Source organism: Pseudomonas sp. CIP-10 (assembly GCF_020911845.1).
GTDB classification, from domain to species: Bacteria; Pseudomonadota; Gammaproteobacteria; order Pseudomonadales; family Pseudomonadaceae; genus Aquipseudomonas; species Aquipseudomonas alloputida.
Genome location: NZ_CP087160.1, coordinates 5,694,577 through 5,709,844 on the forward strand (window position 1 = coordinate 5,694,577; position 15,268 = coordinate 5,709,844).

The 15,268-nt window shown below is 64.3% G+C and carries 15 protein-coding genes; 9 read left to right on the forward strand and 6 right to left on the reverse strand.

Annotated elements, in window-relative coordinates; genetic code table 11:
- Positions 1-50: 50 nt before the first annotated feature.
- The 3 genes from ftsX to ftsY are packed head-to-tail and all read right to left on the reverse strand — an operon-like array spanning position 51 to position 3,231.
- Positions 51-1,076, reverse strand: a complete 1,026-nt coding sequence (gene ftsX, locus LMH93_RS25625) for a permease-like cell division protein FtsX (RefSeq protein WP_003249081.1) — start codon at positions 1,074-1,076, stop codon at positions 51-53.
- Positions 1,073-1,744, reverse strand: coding sequence for a cell division ATP-binding protein FtsE (ftsE, locus tag LMH93_RS25630; protein WP_003249079.1), 672 nt, complete (start codon positions 1,742-1,744; stop codon positions 1,073-1,075). Before ftsE ends, ftsX begins: the two co-directional genes overlap by 4 nt.
- 2 nt (positions 1,745-1,746) lie before the next feature.
- The gene (gene ftsY, locus LMH93_RS25635; RefSeq protein ID WP_108191984.1) at positions 1,747-3,231 is read right to left on the reverse strand and encodes a signal recognition particle-docking protein FtsY; all 1,485 of its coding nucleotides are present in this window, start codon (positions 3,229-3,231) and stop codon (positions 1,747-1,749) included.
- Between the two features lie 231 nt (positions 3,232-3,462).
- Between ftsY and LMH93_RS25640 the strand changes: the two genes are divergently transcribed.
- The 4 genes from LMH93_RS25640 to LMH93_RS25655 all read left to right on the forward strand — a co-directional run bounded on the left by LMH93_RS25640 (position 3,463) and on the right by LMH93_RS25655 (position 8,037).
- On the forward strand, positions 3,463-4,818 hold the full coding sequence (locus tag LMH93_RS25640; RefSeq protein WP_004575476.1) for a M16 family metallopeptidase: 1,356 nt from the start codon (positions 3,463-3,465) through the stop codon (positions 4,816-4,818).
- Positions 4,811-6,301: a M16 family metallopeptidase gene (locus LMH93_RS25645; RefSeq protein WP_230064725.1), complete on the forward strand. Its 1,491-nt coding sequence runs from the start codon at positions 4,811-4,813 to the stop codon at positions 6,299-6,301. The genes LMH93_RS25640 and LMH93_RS25645 overlap by 8 nt, the downstream gene beginning before the upstream one ends.
- Positions 6,301-6,903: a 16S rRNA (guanine(966)-N(2))-methyltransferase RsmD gene (rsmD, locus tag LMH93_RS25650; RefSeq protein WP_003249075.1), complete on the forward strand. Its 603-nt coding sequence runs from the start codon at positions 6,301-6,303 to the stop codon at positions 6,901-6,903. Before LMH93_RS25645 ends, rsmD begins: the two co-directional genes overlap by 1 nt.
- Before the next feature lie 141 nt (positions 6,904-7,044).
- A complete protein-coding gene (locus LMH93_RS25655) occupies positions 7,045-8,037 on the forward strand; it encodes a hydrolase (RefSeq protein WP_003249073.1) in 993 nt (330 codons plus the stop codon).
- 52 nt (positions 8,038-8,089) lie between these two features.
- On the opposite strand, the gene LMH93_RS25660 is transcribed toward LMH93_RS25655, so the two are convergent.
- Positions 8,090-8,944: a sulfurtransferase gene (locus LMH93_RS25660; RefSeq protein ID WP_003249071.1), complete on the reverse strand. Its 855-nt coding sequence runs from the start codon at positions 8,942-8,944 to the stop codon at positions 8,090-8,092.
- A gap of 35 nt (positions 8,945-8,979) precedes the next feature.
- Positions 8,980-9,645: a TetR/AcrR family transcriptional regulator gene (locus tag LMH93_RS25665; RefSeq protein ID WP_003249070.1), complete on the reverse strand. Its 666-nt coding sequence runs from the start codon at positions 9,643-9,645 to the stop codon at positions 8,980-8,982.
- 151 nt (positions 9,646-9,796) lie between these two features.
- Here LMH93_RS25665 and LMH93_RS25670 point away from each other — a divergent pair, with 151 nt between their 5' ends.
- The 5 genes from LMH93_RS25670 (at position 9,797) to LMH93_RS25690 (ending at position 14,293) form a co-directional block, all read left to right on the forward strand.
- Positions 9,797-11,227 carry a coniferyl aldehyde dehydrogenase gene (locus tag LMH93_RS25670; RefSeq protein WP_185279810.1) on the forward strand — a complete coding sequence of 477 codons (1,431 nt, stop codon included), beginning with the start codon at positions 9,797-9,799 and terminating at the stop codon, positions 11,225-11,227.
- Between the two features lie 10 nt (positions 11,228-11,237).
- Positions 11,238-11,723, forward strand: coding sequence for a hypothetical protein (locus LMH93_RS25675; RefSeq protein WP_004575473.1), 486 nt, complete (start codon positions 11,238-11,240; stop codon positions 11,721-11,723).
- Between the two features lie 20 nt (positions 11,724-11,743).
- Positions 11,744-13,342 (forward strand): GMC family oxidoreductase, encoded by a 1,599-nt coding sequence (locus LMH93_RS25680; RefSeq protein WP_060544908.1) that lies wholly within the window; start codon positions 11,744-11,746, stop codon positions 13,340-13,342.
- Positions 13,343-13,454: 112 nt separating this feature from the next.
- A complete protein-coding gene (coaD, locus tag LMH93_RS25685; RefSeq protein ID WP_003249065.1) occupies positions 13,455-13,934 on the forward strand; it encodes a pantetheine-phosphate adenylyltransferase in 480 nt (159 codons plus the stop codon).
- Positions 13,935-14,041: 107 nt separating this feature from the next.
- Positions 14,042-14,293, forward strand: coding sequence for a YfhL family 4Fe-4S dicluster ferredoxin (locus tag LMH93_RS25690; protein ID WP_003249063.1), 252 nt, complete (start codon positions 14,042-14,044; stop codon positions 14,291-14,293).
- Positions 14,294-14,453: 160 nt separating this feature from the next.
- Here the strand turns inward: LMH93_RS25690 and mutM are convergent, their stop codons facing one another.
- Complete coding sequence (gene mutM / locus LMH93_RS25695; RefSeq protein WP_004575471.1) at positions 14,454-15,266, reverse strand: bifunctional DNA-formamidopyrimidine glycosylase/DNA-(apurinic or apyrimidinic site) lyase; 813 nt, start codon at positions 15,264-15,266, stop codon at positions 14,454-14,456.
- Positions 15,267-15,268 lie beyond the last annotated feature (2 nt).

Here is a 15,268-nt window from a genome sequence, read left to right on the forward strand (position 1 = left end):
GACGGTACAAGTTCCGCAGTGAAGAAAATGTCAATGCTGGCACGTAAAAACTATCGCGGCGCCAGCTCGTTCAAGTGGCGGGCGACTGCAATCCATGCACCGATATACCCCAACAACACTGCTCCGATCAAGAGCGACAGACCATCGGAAGCCGGAACGCCGCCCAGGGCGAAGTCACTGCCATACAGCCCGGAAAGCCCTACCACCGCCTCGTTCAGCCAGTTCAGGCCAAACGCCAGGATACCCCACGCCAGCAGGCCTGCGCCCAGGCCATACAGGGCGCCCATGTACAGGAACGGCCGGCGCACGTAGGCGTCAGTGCCGCCGACCAGCTTGATCACTTCGATCTCGATACGACGGTTTTCAATGTGTAGACGAATTGTGTTACCGATTACTAACAGCAGGGCAGAAATCAGCATCACGGCCAGGCCGAAGACGAAGCGGTCACCCAGCTTGAGGATGGCTGCCAGGCGCTCGACCCAGACTAGGTCCAGTTGCGCCACGTCCACCCGCGGCAGCTCCGCCAGGCGCTGACGCAAAGCGTCCAGGGCCGGCTTGTCGACCTCGGTCGGGGTTACCACCACCACACCCGGCAGTGGGTTGTCTGGCAGTTCGCGCAAGGCCTCGCCCAGGCCGGACTGCTGCTGGAACTCCTCCAGGGCCTGCTCGCGGCTGACATACTGGGCGTCCGCCACGCCAGGCATGCCCTTGATCTCGTCGCGCAGCGCTTCGCCATCGCGGCTGCCGGCATCAAGCTTGAGGTACAGCGAAATCTGCGCAGCGCGCTGCCACGAACCGCCCAGCTGCTCGACGTTCTTCAGCAACAAGGACAGGCCCATCGGCATGCTCAGCGCCACTGCCATGACCAGGCAAGTGAAGAAGCTGCCGATCGGCTGCTTGCCCAGACGGCGCAGGCTGTCGGCCAAGCTGGCACGGTGGCTTTCCAGCCAGGCATGCAGCAGGGTGCGGAAGTCCGGGCCATCATCGTCTTCACCGCGCTTTTTCTTCGCAGGTTGCGGATCGGCCGGTTTTGGTGCGACCCGCTCGGAAACCTTCGGCGTGCGTGTAGTGTTCATTGCCCGGCCTCCCCATCGCCGATCAAGCGGCCGCGTTGCAAGGTCAGCATGCGGTGGCGCATGCGCGCGATCAGTGCCAGGTCGTGGCTGGCGATCAATACCGTCGTGCCCAGGCGGTTGATGTCCTCGAACACGCCCATGATCTCTGCAGCCAGGCGCGGGTCGAGGTTACCGGTGGGTTCGTCGGCCAGCAGCAGAGCCGGCTGGTGAACGATGGCGCGGGCGATACCCACCCGCTGTTGCTGCCCGGTGGAAAGGTCGGCCGGGAACAGCTCGCCCTTGTCGGACAGCGACACGCGCTCCAGCGCCGAGTCCACGCGCTTGGCGATCTCGACCTTGGACAGGCCGAGAATCTGCAGCGGCAAGGCAATGTTGTTGAACACGGTGCGGTCGAACAACAACTGGTGGTTCTGGAACACCACGCCGATTTGCCGGCGCAGGAACGGGATTTGCGCATTGCTGATCTGGCCCAGGTCCTGCCCTGCCAGCATCAGCTTGCCGCTGGTCGGGCGCTCCATGGCCAGCAACAGGCGCAGCAGGGTGCTCTTGCCTGCGCCCGAGTGGCCGGTGACGAACAGGAATTCGCCCCGGCGCGCCCGGAAACTCAGCTCATGCAACCCCACATGACCGTTGGGATAGCGCTTGGCAACCTGCTCGAATCGGATCATGGTCAATCTCGCTCGGCGAACAGAGCCTTGACGAACGGCTCGGCTTCGAAGGTACGCAGGTCGTCGATGCCTTCACCGACGCCGATGAAACGGATCGGGATGTTGAACTGCTTGGCCAGGGCGAAGATCACCCCGCCCTTGGCAGTGCCGTCCAGCTTGGTCAGGGCCAGGCCGGTCAGCTCGACGCTCTGGTTGAAGTACTTGGCCTGACTGATGGCGTTCTGGCCGGTGCCGGCGTCAAGCACCAGCAGCACCTCGTGCGGCGCCTCAACGTCGAGCTTGCCGATGACCCGGCGGACCTTCTTCAGCTCTTCCATCAGGTTGTCTTTGGTGTGCAGGCGGCCGGCAGTGTCGGCGATCAGCACGTCGACGCCACGGGCCTTGGCGGCCTGCACGGCATCGAAGATGACCGAAGCAGAGTCGGCACCCGTGTGCTGGGCGATCACCGGAATCTGGTTACGCTCGCCCCACACCTGCAACTGCTCGACCGCGGCGGCGCGGAAGGTATCACCGGCAGCCAGCATGACCTTCTTGCCTTCCAGTTGCAGCTTTTTCGCCAGCTTGCCAATGGTGGTGGTCTTGCCGGCGCCGTTCACGCCAACCACAAGGATCACATAGGGTTTGTTCTGGGCCTGTACGTTCAGCGGCTGCTCGACCGGGCGCAGCAGCGCAGCCAGTTCTTCCTGCAACGATTTGTACAGGGCATCGGCATCGGCCAACTGCTTGCGCGCGACCTTCTGGGTCAGGTTCTGGACAATGGCCGAGGTAGCCTCCACACCCACGTCGGCAGTCAGCAGGCGCGTCTCGATTTCGTCGAGCAGGTCGTCGTCGATGACCTTCTTGCCGAGGAACAGGCTGGCCATGCCCTCGCCGATGCTGGCACTGGTCTTGGACAGGCCTTGCTTGAGGCGCGCGAAGAAGCCGGGCTTGGCCTGTTCGACGGGTGCAGCAACAGGGGCGGGTGCCGCGCGTTCCGGGATTGCGGGCGGTGCCTTCGGCTCCAGGTCCGGCACCAGGGCCACGGGCTCTTCGGCAACCGGCAGCACCAGGTTGCTGACCGGCGCTGCGGCCTCGACAGGGGCAGACTCGACAGGGGCCGCCTGCAAGGGCATGGACGCAACCGGCTGCGGTGCAGGTGCCACCAGCGGCTGGGATGCGACCGGCTCTGGCTCAGGCGCCTGCAACGGCTGCGACGCAACCGGTTCAGGGACGGAGGCCTCGACTACCGGGGGCCGGGCCGGTGCGGCGACCGGCTGCGGCTCAGCCAGCTGTGGGGCAGCAGGGGCCTGAACGGGTTCGGGGGCCTGTGGCGCTTCGGCGGCAGATCCCTCGACCGGAGCGGCTGCAGACTGCTCGACAGCGGGGGGTTCATGCGCGGGCACGCCCGCTCCCGCAGGTGGCTGCGGCTTCTTGCGAAACCAGCTGAACAGGCCTTTCTTCTCACCAGCCTCGGCCGGCGCTTTTTTGTCGTCGTTGGAACCAAACATGGAAGACGGCTATCTCAGGGTAGCGATAGGCCAGCTATGGCCAATCGGGAATTCTCTCTACGCAGAACAGACTATCTTGAAGCCGGCTGGTTCATGCGCAACGTTTTGACTTAGTGTCCTGTGGGCCAGAACGGCGACAGGCATGGTCGCCAGGCAACCGGATCAGTATCCTAGCACCTCCTGGCCCGCCGACGCTAAACCCAGCGGGCCGCCGAACAGGTTAAACACCGTATGAACGCTCTAGCCCGCCGCGCCGCTGGCCTGTTGCTCGGCACGCTCTGCCTGCCGCTCGCGGCCTTTGCCGCCGATGTGCAACCCACCCACGAATTCATCCTCGACAATGGCCTGAAGGTCGTGGTCCGCGAAGACCATCGCGCCCCGGTGGTGGTCTCGCAGATTTGGTACAAGGTCGGCTCCAGCTACGAGACCCCGGGCCAGACCGGCTTGTCCCATGCGCTGGAACACATGATGTTCAAGGGCAGCGCCAAGGTCGGCCCCGGCGAGGCCTCGCGCATTCTGCGTGACCTCGGCGCCGATGAAAACGCCTTCACCAGCGACGACTACACCGCCTATTACCAAGTGCTGGCCCGCGACCGCCTGCCGGTAGCCCTGGAACTGGAGGCGGACCGCCTTGCCAGCCTGCGCCTGCCTGCCGACGAGTTCAGCCGCGAAATCGAGGTCATCAAGGAAGAACGCCGCCTGCGCACCGACGACCAGCCCAATGCCAAGGCATTCGAGCTGTTCCGCGCCATGGCCTACCCGGCCAGCGGCTACCACACGCCGACCATTGGCTGGATGGCCGACCTGGAGCGCATGAAAGTTGAGGAACTGCGCCACTGGTACGAGTCCTGGTACGCCCCCAACAACGCCACCCTGGTGGTGGTCGGTGATGTCACCGCCGACGAGGTCAAGGGCCTGGCGCAGAAGTATTTCGGCAATATTCCCAAACGCGCCGTACCGCCAGCCAAGCTGCCTCTGGAGCTGGCCGAACCTGGTTGGCGCCAGTTGACCCTGCACGTGCGAACCCAGCTGCCAAGCCTGATCTACGGCTTCAACGTGCCCGGCCTGCCCACCGCCAAGGACCCTCGGACGGTACATGCCCTGCGCCTGATCTCGGCACTGCTCGACGGCGGCTACAGCGCCCGCATGCCGGCCCGCCTGGAGCGTGGCCAGGAACTGGTGGCCGGCGCGTCGTCCAGCTACAACGCCTTCACCCGCGGCGACAGCCTGTTCCTGATCTCGGCGACGCCGAATGTGCAGAAGCAGAAAACCCTCGCCGACGTCGAGAAAGGCATCTGGCAGCTACTTGAAGAACTCAAGAGCACACCCCCCAGCGCCGAAGAGCTGGAACGCGTACGCGCCCAGGTCATCGCCGGCCTGGTCTACGACCGCGACTCCATCAGCAGCCAGGCCACCACCATCGGCCAGCTGGAAACCGTCGGCCTGTCCTGGAAGCTGATCGACAGCGAACTGGACGAGCTCAAGCGCGTCACCCCGCAGGACATCCAGAACGCCGCGCGCACCTACTTCACCCGCGAACGCCTGAGCGTTGCCCATGTACTGCCCGAGGAGTCCGCCCATGAGTGATCGCCGCGCACCACGCCCAACCCTGCTGGCCACGGGCATTCGTGCCCTGGCGCTGGCGGCAGTGCTGGCCGCTCCGGCCATGGCCGATAACGCTGCCAAGGCCGACAGCAGCGCAGCCCGTCCGGCCAACACCTTGCAGTCGCTGGCCGAACTGAATGGCAAGGCACCCAGCCGGCGTCAGCTGAACATCCAGCACTGGAACACCGCCGAAGGTGCCCGGGTGCTGTTCGTCGAGGCCCGCGAACTGCCCATGTTCGACCTGCGCGTCACCTTCGCTGCCGGCAGCAGCCAGGACGGCGGCACGCCAGGCCTGGCCGCTCTGACCAACGCCATGCTCAACGAGGGCGTGGCCGGCAAGGACGTCACCGCCATCGCCGAGGGCTTCGAAGGCCTGGGCGCAGACTTTGGCAACGGTTCCTACCGCGACATGGCCGTCGCATCGCTGCGCAGCCTCAGTACCAAGGACAAGCGCGAACCGGCCCTCAAACTGTTTACAGAGGTGGCGGGCAAGCCAACATTCCCCGAGGATGCCCTCAAGCGCATCAAGAACCAGATGCTGGCTGGCTTCGAATATGAGAAACAAAACCCCGGCAAGATCGCCGGCAAGGCCCTTTTCGGCAAGCTCTATGGCGACCACCCCTACGCCCACCCAAGCGACGGCACCGCAGAGAGCATCACGGGCATAAGCCTTGCCCAGCTGCGCGCGTTCCACGCCAAGGCCTATACCGGCGGCAATGCGGTAATCGCCCTGGTCGGCGACCTCAGCCGTGCAGAGGCCGAAGCCATCGCCGCCCAGGTGTCTGCCGGCCTGCCCAAGGGCCCTGCGCTGGCCGCACCGGCCCAACCCACAGACGCCAAGGCCGGCCTGACCCACATCGACTTCCCGTCCAAGCAGACCCACCTGATGCTGGCCGAACTGGGGATCGACCGCCAGGACCCGGACTGGCCAGCCCTGTCGCTGGGCAACCAGATCCTTGGGGGTGGCGCCTTCGGTACCCGGCTGATGAGCGAGGTGCGAGAGAAGCGTGGCCTGACCTACGGCGTTTACTCGGTATTCAGCCCGATGCAGGTACGCGGCCCGTTCATGATCAACCTGCAAACCCGTGCCGAGCTCAGCGAAGGTACGCTCAAGCTGGTGCAAGGCATTCTCGCCGACTACCTGAAGACGGGCCCTACCCAACAGGAACTGGACGATGCCAAGCGCGAGCTGGCCGGCAGCTTCCCGCTGTCCAATGCCAGCAATGCCAGCATCGTCGGCCAACTGGGCGCGATCGGCTTCTACAACTTGCCGCTGACCTGGCTAGAGGACTTCATGCAACAGTCCCAGGCCCTTACCGTCGAACAGGTCAAGGCAGCCATGAACAAACACCTGTCAGCCGATAAACTGGTGATCGTCACCGTTGGCCCGAAAATGCCACAAAAACCGCTGCCAGCACCCACTGACAAGCCCTCCGAGCAACCGCTCGGGGTACCGGAGCACTAATGCCAAGATCCACCCCTCCCGCCCGCCCGCAAGCGGGCCAAAGCAAGGGCCAGGGCCACCTGCGCATCATCGCCGGCGAGTGGCGCAGCCGCCGCCTGGCGGTGCCGGAAGGCGAAGGCCTGCGGCCAACGCCTGACCGCGTACGGGAAACCGTATTCAACTGGCTGGCACCCTACATCGAGGGCGCCCGCGTGCTGGACGCCTTCACCGGCAGCGGTGCCTTGGTGCTCGAAGCCCTGTCCCGTGGGGCCGAGGATGCCGTGGCGCTGGACAGCAACCCTGCGGCCATCGCCAACCTGAAGAACAACCTCGAAATCCTGCGCTGTCCCCGCGGGCAAATTCTGCAAACCGACGCCCTGCGCTACCTGCAAGGCCCGGCCAAGCAGCAGTTCGATGTCGTGTTCCTCGACCCGCCGTTCCACCAGGACCTGCTGGCCAACACCTGCAACATGCTGGAGCAGCATCAGTGGCTGAGCGAGCAGGCTTGGGTCTACACCGAAAGCGAAGCGGCACCCTCGACCTTGCAACTGCCAGGCAACTGGCGCCTGCACCGCGAGAAGAAGACCGGCCAGGTGCACTACGCACTCTGGCAGCGGGGCTGATTACCCGCCGGGTGGGGTGTAATGGGTTGCCACACCCCACCTGTGCCATGCTTGGAGCTGCACCTTCACTCCCACCAATGGCGCAGGTACTGTGGCGCTGTTTCGTGGCAAGCTAGCAAGGCACATCATGAGCCACCCAGCATGCCCAGCCCCAACGCCACATTCCGTCCGGCCATCGGCCTGTCCAATCCCCACCTGCAGACCTTGTGGGGGCCACTCTGGCGCAAGCTGCCTGAGCTGCAGCGTGACCGCGAACGACTGTGGCTGGCTGACGGCGACTTCATCGACCTGGACTGGCATGGCCCGCACCAACCCCATGCGCCACTGGTACTGGTGCTGCATGGGCTGACCGGCTCGTCTCACTCGCCCTACGTGAAAGGCTTGCAGCAAGCGCTGCAAGGTCGCGGCTGGGCCAGCGTGGCAGTGAACTGGCGGGGTTGTTCAGGCGAGCCCAACCTGTTGCCGCGCAGCTACCATTCCGGCGCCAGCGAAGACCTGGCGGAAATTGTCAGCCATCTTCGCGCCCAGCGCCCGCTGGCGCCGCTGTATGCAGTGGGTTATTCGCTGGGTGGCAATGTATTGTTGAAGTACTTGGGTGAGAGCGGCGTCGCCAGCCAACTGGAGGCAGCGGCTGCAGTTTCGGTGCCCTTTCGCCTGGACCACTGTGCCGACCGTATCGGCCAAGGGTTCTCCAAGGTGTATCAGGCGCATTTCATGCGCGAGATGCTGGCGTATGTTCAGCTCAAGCAGCGGCACTTCCACGACCAGGGCCAGCATGAACAGCTGGCGACACTGGAGCGCCTGGGCCAACTCACCAACTTGCGCACATTCTGGGACTTCGACGGTAAAGTCACTGCACCGCTCAATGGCTTTCGCGATGCGCACGACTACTATCGTCGCTCATCCAGCCACTTCTTCCTTGGCCAGAACCGCACGCCAACGCTGATCATCCATTCCAGCGATGACCCCTTCGTGTCCAGCCACAGCCTGCCGACGGCCCGTGAACTGTCACCACAAACCCGCTTCGAACTGCATGACCGCGGTGGGCATGTGGGCTTTGTCGATGGCAGCCTGCGAAATCCGGGGTACTACCTGGAACGACGGATTCCGCAGTGGCTGGTGGACGGCAGCTAGCGCTCGAATGCGTAAAGGCTGCGCGCTCCCACAGAGATTTAACCCGATCTGCTTACTCGCCGGTGGCCACAGCATGCTGCGGATTGTTGATCCACTCGCTCCACGACCCCGCATACAGCTTGCCCAGCGGATACCCCGCCAGGGCCATTGCAAACAGGTTATGGCAAGCGGTTACCCCAGACCCGCAATAAGACACCAACTGCTCCGGCGCCCGTCCACCCAGTTTTTCGGCAAAACGCTGCTTTAGCTGATCCGCCGGCAAAAAACGCCCGTCAGCCCCCAGGTTGTCGGTAAACGCCGCGCACTGGGCCCCGGGAATATGCCCTGCCACCGGGTCGATCGGCTCCACTTCACCGCGAAAACGCGGCAAGGCACGCGCATCGATCAAGGTCAGGTCTGCACTACCAAGGCGCTTGCCCAGATGGTCGGCATCGATCAGCAGCTTCGCGTCAGGTTCACCACTGAAAGTGCCCTCACGTTTGGGCGGCGGGTCCAGGCTCAACGGCAGGTGCGCCGCGTGCCAGGCCTTCAGGCCACCGTCCAGAATCGCCACACCGCTGCGCTTGCCCAGCCAGACCAGCAGCCACCAGGCGCGGGCGGCAAAGGCGCCGGGGCCGTCGTCGTACAGCACCACCTCGCTGTCGTTGTTCAGGCCCCACTCTCGCAGGCGCTCGACCAGCCGCTGGGCATCGGGCAGCGGGTGGCGCCCGGTGCGCCCCTTGCTCACCGGTCCGCTGAGATCCCGGTCCAGGTCGGCAAAATGCGCCCCCTCAATATGCCCCTGGGCATAGCTGCGCTGGCCATAGTCCACATCCTCGAGGGCAAAGCGGCAGTCGAGGATCACCAACTTGGGCGAGCCCAGACGCTCGGCCAACTGCTGCGGGGTGATCAATTGCGCAAGGGGCATGACAATCTCCTGATCGATGGCACTAGGGCCCTGGGCTAGTGCTCCAGGGCCTGGTTGAACGGTACATGGAATTCCTGACACAGCGCGTCCACGGCAGGACGGGCATTGTCGGTGACGAAACCGAGCTCCAGCACCAACACCTGATAGACGCCGCGCTTGAAGGCTTCTTCACCCAAGTGCGCGGAATGTTCACGCGTGGTGCTGAGAAAACGTACCCATGATGTCAGCACGATCCAGGCATTGATGGTCAGCGATTCGATCTGCGCCGGCACCATGGCCAGGATCCCAGCCTCGACAAAGCCGCGGTAGATCGCCTGGCCCTGGCGCAGGCAGCGTTCGGAAAAACGCCGGTAACGGGCGGCCAGTTCGGCGTCGCTGTCCAGCAGATGCTCCAGGTCACGGTGCAGGAAGCGGTAGTTCCACATCGCCGCCAGCAAGGCCTTGAGGTAGAAGCGCTTGTCTTCCACGGTTGCCGCGCGGCCCTGCGGCGGGCGCAGAAAGCTGTCCACCAGCGCTTCGTACTGGCTGAACAACAGGGCAATGATCGCCTGCTTGTTGGGGAAGTGGTAATACAGGTTGCCGGGCGAGATTTCCATGTGCGCGGCAATGTGGTTGGTACTGACGCTGCGTTCGCCCTGCTGGTTGAACAGCTCCAGGCTGTTCTGCACGATGCGCTCTCGGGTCTTCATGCGCGGGGCCATGCTCAGCTCCCAGTCTGCGGGCTTTCATCAAAGGTTTATCTTACGGCGTATTACAGATGGAATGCACCGTTGAGCGGCATGGAAAAATTCGCACCATGGTACAAATTAGAGTATAGGCTCTAGGCAACCCCGGCCCGGACTCGACACCACCATGAACTCGCCCAGTGCCTTGCCCCCTCTGCAATTCGACCTCGACCTCGCAACGACGTTCGCGGCCCAGCGCCAGGCCTTTGCCGGTAACCCGCTGCCACCAGCGGCGCAGCGGCGCCAGTGGCTGAAAAGCCTGCGTGAAGCCTTGCTGAGCAGCCAGGCAGGACTGATCGAAGCCATCAGCCAGGATTTTGCCGGGCGCAGCGCCGATGAGACCTTGCTGGCCGAACTGCTACCGTCGGTGCAGGGCCTGCGCCACGCCGAAAAGCACTTGCAAAGCTGGATGCGCACCCGCCGACGCCGCGTCGGCCTGGCGTTCCAGCCGGCCAGCGCACAGGTGCGCTATCAACCCTTGGGCGTGGTCGGCATCATCGTGCCGTGGAACTACCCGCTGTTCCTCGCCATCGGCCCGTTGACCTGCGCCCTGGCCGCCGGCAACCGGGTCATGCTCAAGCTTAGCGAGGCCACGCCCGCGACTGGCCTGGCCCTACAGCAACTGCTCGAGCGTGTGTTCCCCACAGACCTGGTCAGCGTTGTGCTCGGTGAGGTCGAGGTGGGCCAGGCCTTCGCCCGCCTGCCGTTCGATCACCTGCTGTTCACCGGTGCCACCAGCGTGGGCCGCCAGGTGATGCAGGCTGCCGCACACAACCTGACCCCGGTCACCCTGGAGCTGGGTGGCAAATCCCCCGCTATTGTTTCTGAGGATGTGCCGCTGGACAGCGCCGCCGAGCGCATCGCCTTCGGCAAGACCCTCAACGCCGGCCAAACCTGTGTCGCCCCCGACTACGTACTGGTGCCGCGCGAACGGCTGCCCGCCTTCAGCGACGCCTACCAGCGCGCCGTGCACCGCCTGTACCCGCGTATTGCCGACAACCCCGACTACACCGCCATCATCAACCCGCGCCAGTTGCAGCGCTTGCAGCACCTGCTGGACGATGCCCGCGCCAAAGGCGCGCAAGTACTCGACTTGTACCCAGGCGAAGCCCCTCAGGGCCGGCGCCTGCCACCACACTTGCTGCTGGACGTGAACGACAGCATGCAGGTGATGCAAGACGAAATCTTCGGCCCGCTATTGCCGTTAGTGCCTTATGACGGCCTCGACCAGGCCTTGGCCTACATCAACCAGCGCCCACGCCCACTGGCGCTGTACTTCTTTGGCTATGACCGCCGCACCCAGGAGCATGTGCTGCGTCACACCCACTCCGGCGGTGTGTGCCTGAACGACACCTTGCTGCATGTTGCCCAGGACGATCTGCCCTTCGGCGGCATCGGCCCTTCAGGCATGGGCCACTACCATGGTCATGACGGCTTCCTCACCTTCAGCAAGGCCAAGGCGGTACTTGCCAAACAACGCTTCAACGCCGCACGGCTGATCTACCCGCCTTATGGCGAAGCCTTGCAGCGCCTGGTCTACAAACTGTTCATCCGCTGAGGATCGCACCATGCACCGCCGCGACCTGTTGCGTTTCAGCCTCGGCGCCAGTGCTTTTCTGGCGGGTGCCAGCCTGGTGGGGTGCAGCGTGCAAACAGCCGCGACCGGCTTTCAGGTACTCCGTGACGACGACCTGCCACTGCTGCGTGCGCTGATCCCGGTGGTCCTGGCCGGTACACAGGCCACCGAGGCGCCGGTGTTGCGCAGCCTCGACAACAAGCTGGCGGCGTTGTCGCCGGAAATGCTCAAGCTCACCCGGCAATTATTCGACGTGCTCAGCCTGCCGCTGACTCGCGGCCCGCTGACCGGCGTCTGGGGCAGCTGGGGCCAAGCTGGCGCCACACAGGTCACGGCGTTCCTGCAGCGTTGGCAGGACAGCTCGCTGAACCTGCTACGCATGGGGCACGCCTCGTTGCTGCAACTGCTGCAAATGGCCTGGTACGAACGCCCTGAATCCTGGGCAGACTGCGGTTACCCAGGCCCACCGAAAATCTGAAAACAACAAGAGCATCGCCAATGCCTGTCCCCGACCCGTTTCGCCAAGGCCTCGAACGCGGCTGGATCACCCACGACGCCTCGCGCCTGGAGCACGACCTGTTTCTGGAGGCCGACATTGCCGTGATCGGCAGCGGTGCCGGCGGCGCCACCAGCGCGCAGATGCTCAGCGCTGCCGGTTTCAAGGTACTGCTGATCGAAGAAGGCCCCCTGAAAACCAGTGGCGATTTCCACCTGCTGGAGAGTGAAGCCTACGCAAGCCTGTACCAGGAAGGCCTGGGGCGCATGAGCAAGGATGGCGCCATTACCATCCTGCAGGGCCGCGCCGTGGGTGGCACCACGCTGGTGAACTGGACCTCGAGCTTTCGTACCCCGCCGCAAACCCTGGCGCACTGGGCCTCGGTCCATGGCGTGAACGGTTTGGGCGAGGATGCACTGCGCCCCTGGTTCGAGCGCATGGAGCAGGAACTGGGCATCAGCCCTTGGGCCTTGCCGCCGAATGCCAACAACGAGGTGCTGCGCCGGGGTTGCGAACAGCTGGGTTACCGCTGGGGGGTGATCCCGCGCAATGTGCGCGGCTGCTGGAACCTGGGCTACTGCGGCATGGGCTGCCCGGTGAATGCCAAACAATCGATGCTGGTGACCCGTATACCTGCCACCCTCGAGCAAGGCGGCGAACTGCTGTACCTGGCGCGGGCCGAGCGCTTCACCCACAACGGCGAACGCATTCAGAGCCTGACATGCCAGGCCCTGGACGCCCAGGGCATACACCCTACTGGCCGGCAGGTCGGCGTGCGGGCACGTCATTACCTCCTGGCCGGTGGCGGTATCAACAGCCCGGCCCTGCTGCTGCGCTCTGCCGCGCCCGACCCGCATGGTCGCCTGGGCAAGCGAACCTTCCTGCACCTGGTCAACTTCAGTGCGGCACGCTTCAGCGAGCGTATCGACCCCTACCATGGCGCCCCGCAATCGATCTACAGCGATCACTTTCAGTGGCAAGGCGGCGTAGACGGCCCGGTTGGCTACAAGCTGGAAGTACCGCCGCTGCATCCTGCCCTGGCCAGCACCCTGCTGGGCGGGTACGGCCACGAGAGTGCCCAGCGCATGGCCGAGCTGCCACATACCCATGTGATGCTGGCGCTGCTACGCGATGGTTTTCACCCCGAAAGCCAGGGCGGGACCGTGGAACTGCGCGGCGATGGTTCACCCGTGCTCGATTACCCGGTCACCGACTACCTGCGGGATGGCCTGCGGCGCGCCTACCGCAGCATGGCGCACATACAGTTCGCCGCTGGCGCCACCCAGGTAACCCCAGTGCACAGCGACGCCAGCGCCGCCTCTCGCCTGGAACAGGCCCTGACCATGATCGACAAACTGCGCCTGGAGCCCTTCCGCACGCGCTTGGGCAGTGCCCATGTGATGGGCGGCTGCGCCCTCGGCGAAGATCCGCGTCAGGCGGTGTGCGACAGCCTGGGACGCCATCACCAGCTGGAAAACCTGTCGATTCACGACGGCTCGCTGTTCCCCACCAGCATCGGCGCCAACCCGCAATTATCGGTGTATGCCATCAGCGCCAGGCTCAGCGAAGCACTGGTCAGCCGCCTGGCACACAGCGCATGACAACGAACATGGCCCCTGTCTATAGTGCCATCAGTCGGCCGCATGACTTGGCCGGGGCGCCGTCGCTGCGCTACCATCCGACTCCCCAACGCACTCCAGCCAGGATGACGCGATGAACCGAGTGTTGTACCCGGGTACTTTCGACCCCATTACCAAAGGCCATGGCGATCTGGTCGAGCGCGCTTCGCGGCTATTCGACCACGTGATCATCGCGGTGGCGGCCAGCCCCAAGAAAAACCCCTTGTTCCCCCTGGAGCAACGGGTTGAGCTCGCCCGTGAGGTCACCAAGCACCTGCCCAATGTCGAAGTCATCGGCTTCTCTTCCCTGTTGGCGCATTTCGCCAAGGAACAGGGCGCCAACGTCTTCCTGCGTGGCCTGCGTGCGGTGTCCGACTTCGAGTACGAGTTCCAGCTGGCGAACATGAACCGGCAACTGGCCCCCGACGTCGAGAGCCTGTTCCTGACGCCGTCGGAGCGTTATTCGTTCATTTCCTCGACCCTGGTCCGGGAGATTGCTGCGCTGGGCGGTGATATCAGCAAGTTCGTCCACCCGGTGGTGGCCGACGCACTGACTGAACGCTTCAAGAAGTAAGCCTGACGCCTGATTGTCGCGCCCGCGTGCACTGCGGGCGCGAATGCGGCACAATTGTGCCCATTGCGTTGAACATGCCCGGGCTGTGAGCCCCGGCCGGAGTCCCCATGTCCCTGATCATCACCGACGATTGCATCAATTGCGACGTCTGCGAACCCGAGTGCCCGAACGAGGCTATCTCCCAAGGCGAAGAGATCTACGTGATCGACCCTAACCTGTGCACCCAGTGCGTAGGCCATTACGACGAGCCACAGTGCCAGCAGGTCTGCCCGGTCGACTGCATCCCGCTGGATGAAGCGCACCCGGAAACCGAAGAACAGCTGATGGCCAAGTATCGCCGGATCACTGGCAAGGGCTGATCACTGCCCTTCGCTGCACGGTCCCTGTGGGAGCGGGCATGCCGCGAACACCGGCGTAGCCGGTGCCATTCATCGCGTCGCCTGCTTCGCAGGCTTGCCCGCTCCCACAGTTACCGCGCCAACGTTCAGGTTTTGCTTCAACAGGTTTGCAGCGAACGTTTTATCGTTGGCAGCGCGGGCAGTACACGCTCGCCCTCTGCCCCAGCTTCACTTCGCGCAACTCAGTGCCGCATACCTTGCACGGCTGCCCGCCACGCCCGTACACAAACAGTTCCTGCTGGAAGTACCCCGGCTGCCCGTCGCCACCGATAAAGTCGCGCAGGGTGGTACCGCCCTGCTCGATGGCCGCCGCCAGCACCCGTTTGATCTCGGTCGCCAGCTTCAGGTAGCGCGCCCGGGAAATCCCGCCCGCCTCCCGGCGTGGGTCGATACCGGCGGCAAACAACGCCTCGGTGGCGTAGATGTTGCCCACCCCTACCACCACCGCGTTGTCCATGATGAACGGCTTGACCGCCATCGACCGCCCGCGGGACAGCTGGAACAGCCGTTCACCATCGAACAGGTCGGTCAGCGGCTCAGGCCCCAGGCGCAGCAGTAGCTCATGGTTCAGAGGGTCCAGGCTCCACAGCATGGCACCAAAGCGGCGTGGGTCGGTGTAGCGCAGCATCAGCCCGGACTCCAGCTCGATGTCGACATGCTCATGCTTGGCCGCCGGCAAGCCCAGCTCGACCAGCCGCAGGTTGCCCGACATGCCCAAGTGGCTGATCAGCGTACCCACTTCGGCATTGATCAACAGGTACTTGGCACGTCGCTCCACGCTGACGATGCGCTGCCCTGACAGGCGCACATCGAGGTCTTCCGGAATCGGCCAGCGCAGACGCCGGTCGCGTACCACCACACGGCTGACGCGCTGGCCTTCCAGGTGTGGCGCAATACCGCGCCGGGTGGTTTCTACTTCTGGCAATTCCGGCATGT

Coding starts and splice junctions, on each gene's coding strand:
- ftsX (WP_003249081.1), bottom strand. CDS start 1,076: ATGAACACTACACGCACGCCGAAGGTTTCCGAGCGGGTCGCACCAAAA.
- ftsE (WP_003249079.1), bottom strand. CDS start 1,744: ATGATCCGATTCGAGCAGGTTGCCAAGCGCTATCCCAACGGTCATGTG.
- ftsY (WP_108191984.1), bottom strand. CDS start 3,231: ATGTTTGGTTCCAACGACGACAAAAAAGCGCCGGCCGAGGCTGGTGAG.
- LMH93_RS25640 (WP_004575476.1), top strand. CDS start 3,463: ATGAACGCTCTAGCCCGCCGCGCCGCTGGCCTGTTGCTCGGCACGCTC.
- LMH93_RS25645 (WP_230064725.1), top strand. CDS start 4,811: ATGAGTGATCGCCGCGCACCACGCCCAACCCTGCTGGCCACGGGCATT.
- rsmD (WP_003249075.1), top strand. CDS start 6,301: ATGCCAAGATCCACCCCTCCCGCCCGCCCGCAAGCGGGCCAAAGCAAG.
- LMH93_RS25655 (WP_003249073.1), top strand. CDS start 7,045: ATGCCCAGCCCCAACGCCACATTCCGTCCGGCCATCGGCCTGTCCAAT.
- LMH93_RS25660 (WP_003249071.1), bottom strand. CDS start 8,944: ATGCCCCTTGCGCAATTGATCACCCCGCAGCAGTTGGCCGAGCGTCTG.
- LMH93_RS25665 (WP_003249070.1), bottom strand. CDS start 9,645: ATGGCCCCGCGCATGAAGACCCGAGAGCGCATCGTGCAGAACAGCCTG.
- LMH93_RS25670 (WP_185279810.1), top strand. CDS start 9,797: ATGAACTCGCCCAGTGCCTTGCCCCCTCTGCAATTCGACCTCGACCTC.
- LMH93_RS25675 (WP_004575473.1), top strand. CDS start 11,238: ATGCACCGCCGCGACCTGTTGCGTTTCAGCCTCGGCGCCAGTGCTTTT.
- LMH93_RS25680 (WP_060544908.1), top strand. CDS start 11,744: ATGCCTGTCCCCGACCCGTTTCGCCAAGGCCTCGAACGCGGCTGGATC.
- coaD (WP_003249065.1), top strand. CDS start 13,455: ATGAACCGAGTGTTGTACCCGGGTACTTTCGACCCCATTACCAAAGGC.
- LMH93_RS25690 (WP_003249063.1), top strand. CDS start 14,042: ATGTCCCTGATCATCACCGACGATTGCATCAATTGCGACGTCTGCGAA.
- mutM (WP_004575471.1), bottom strand. CDS start 15,266: ATGCCGGAATTGCCAGAAGTAGAAACCACCCGGCGCGGTATTGCGCCA.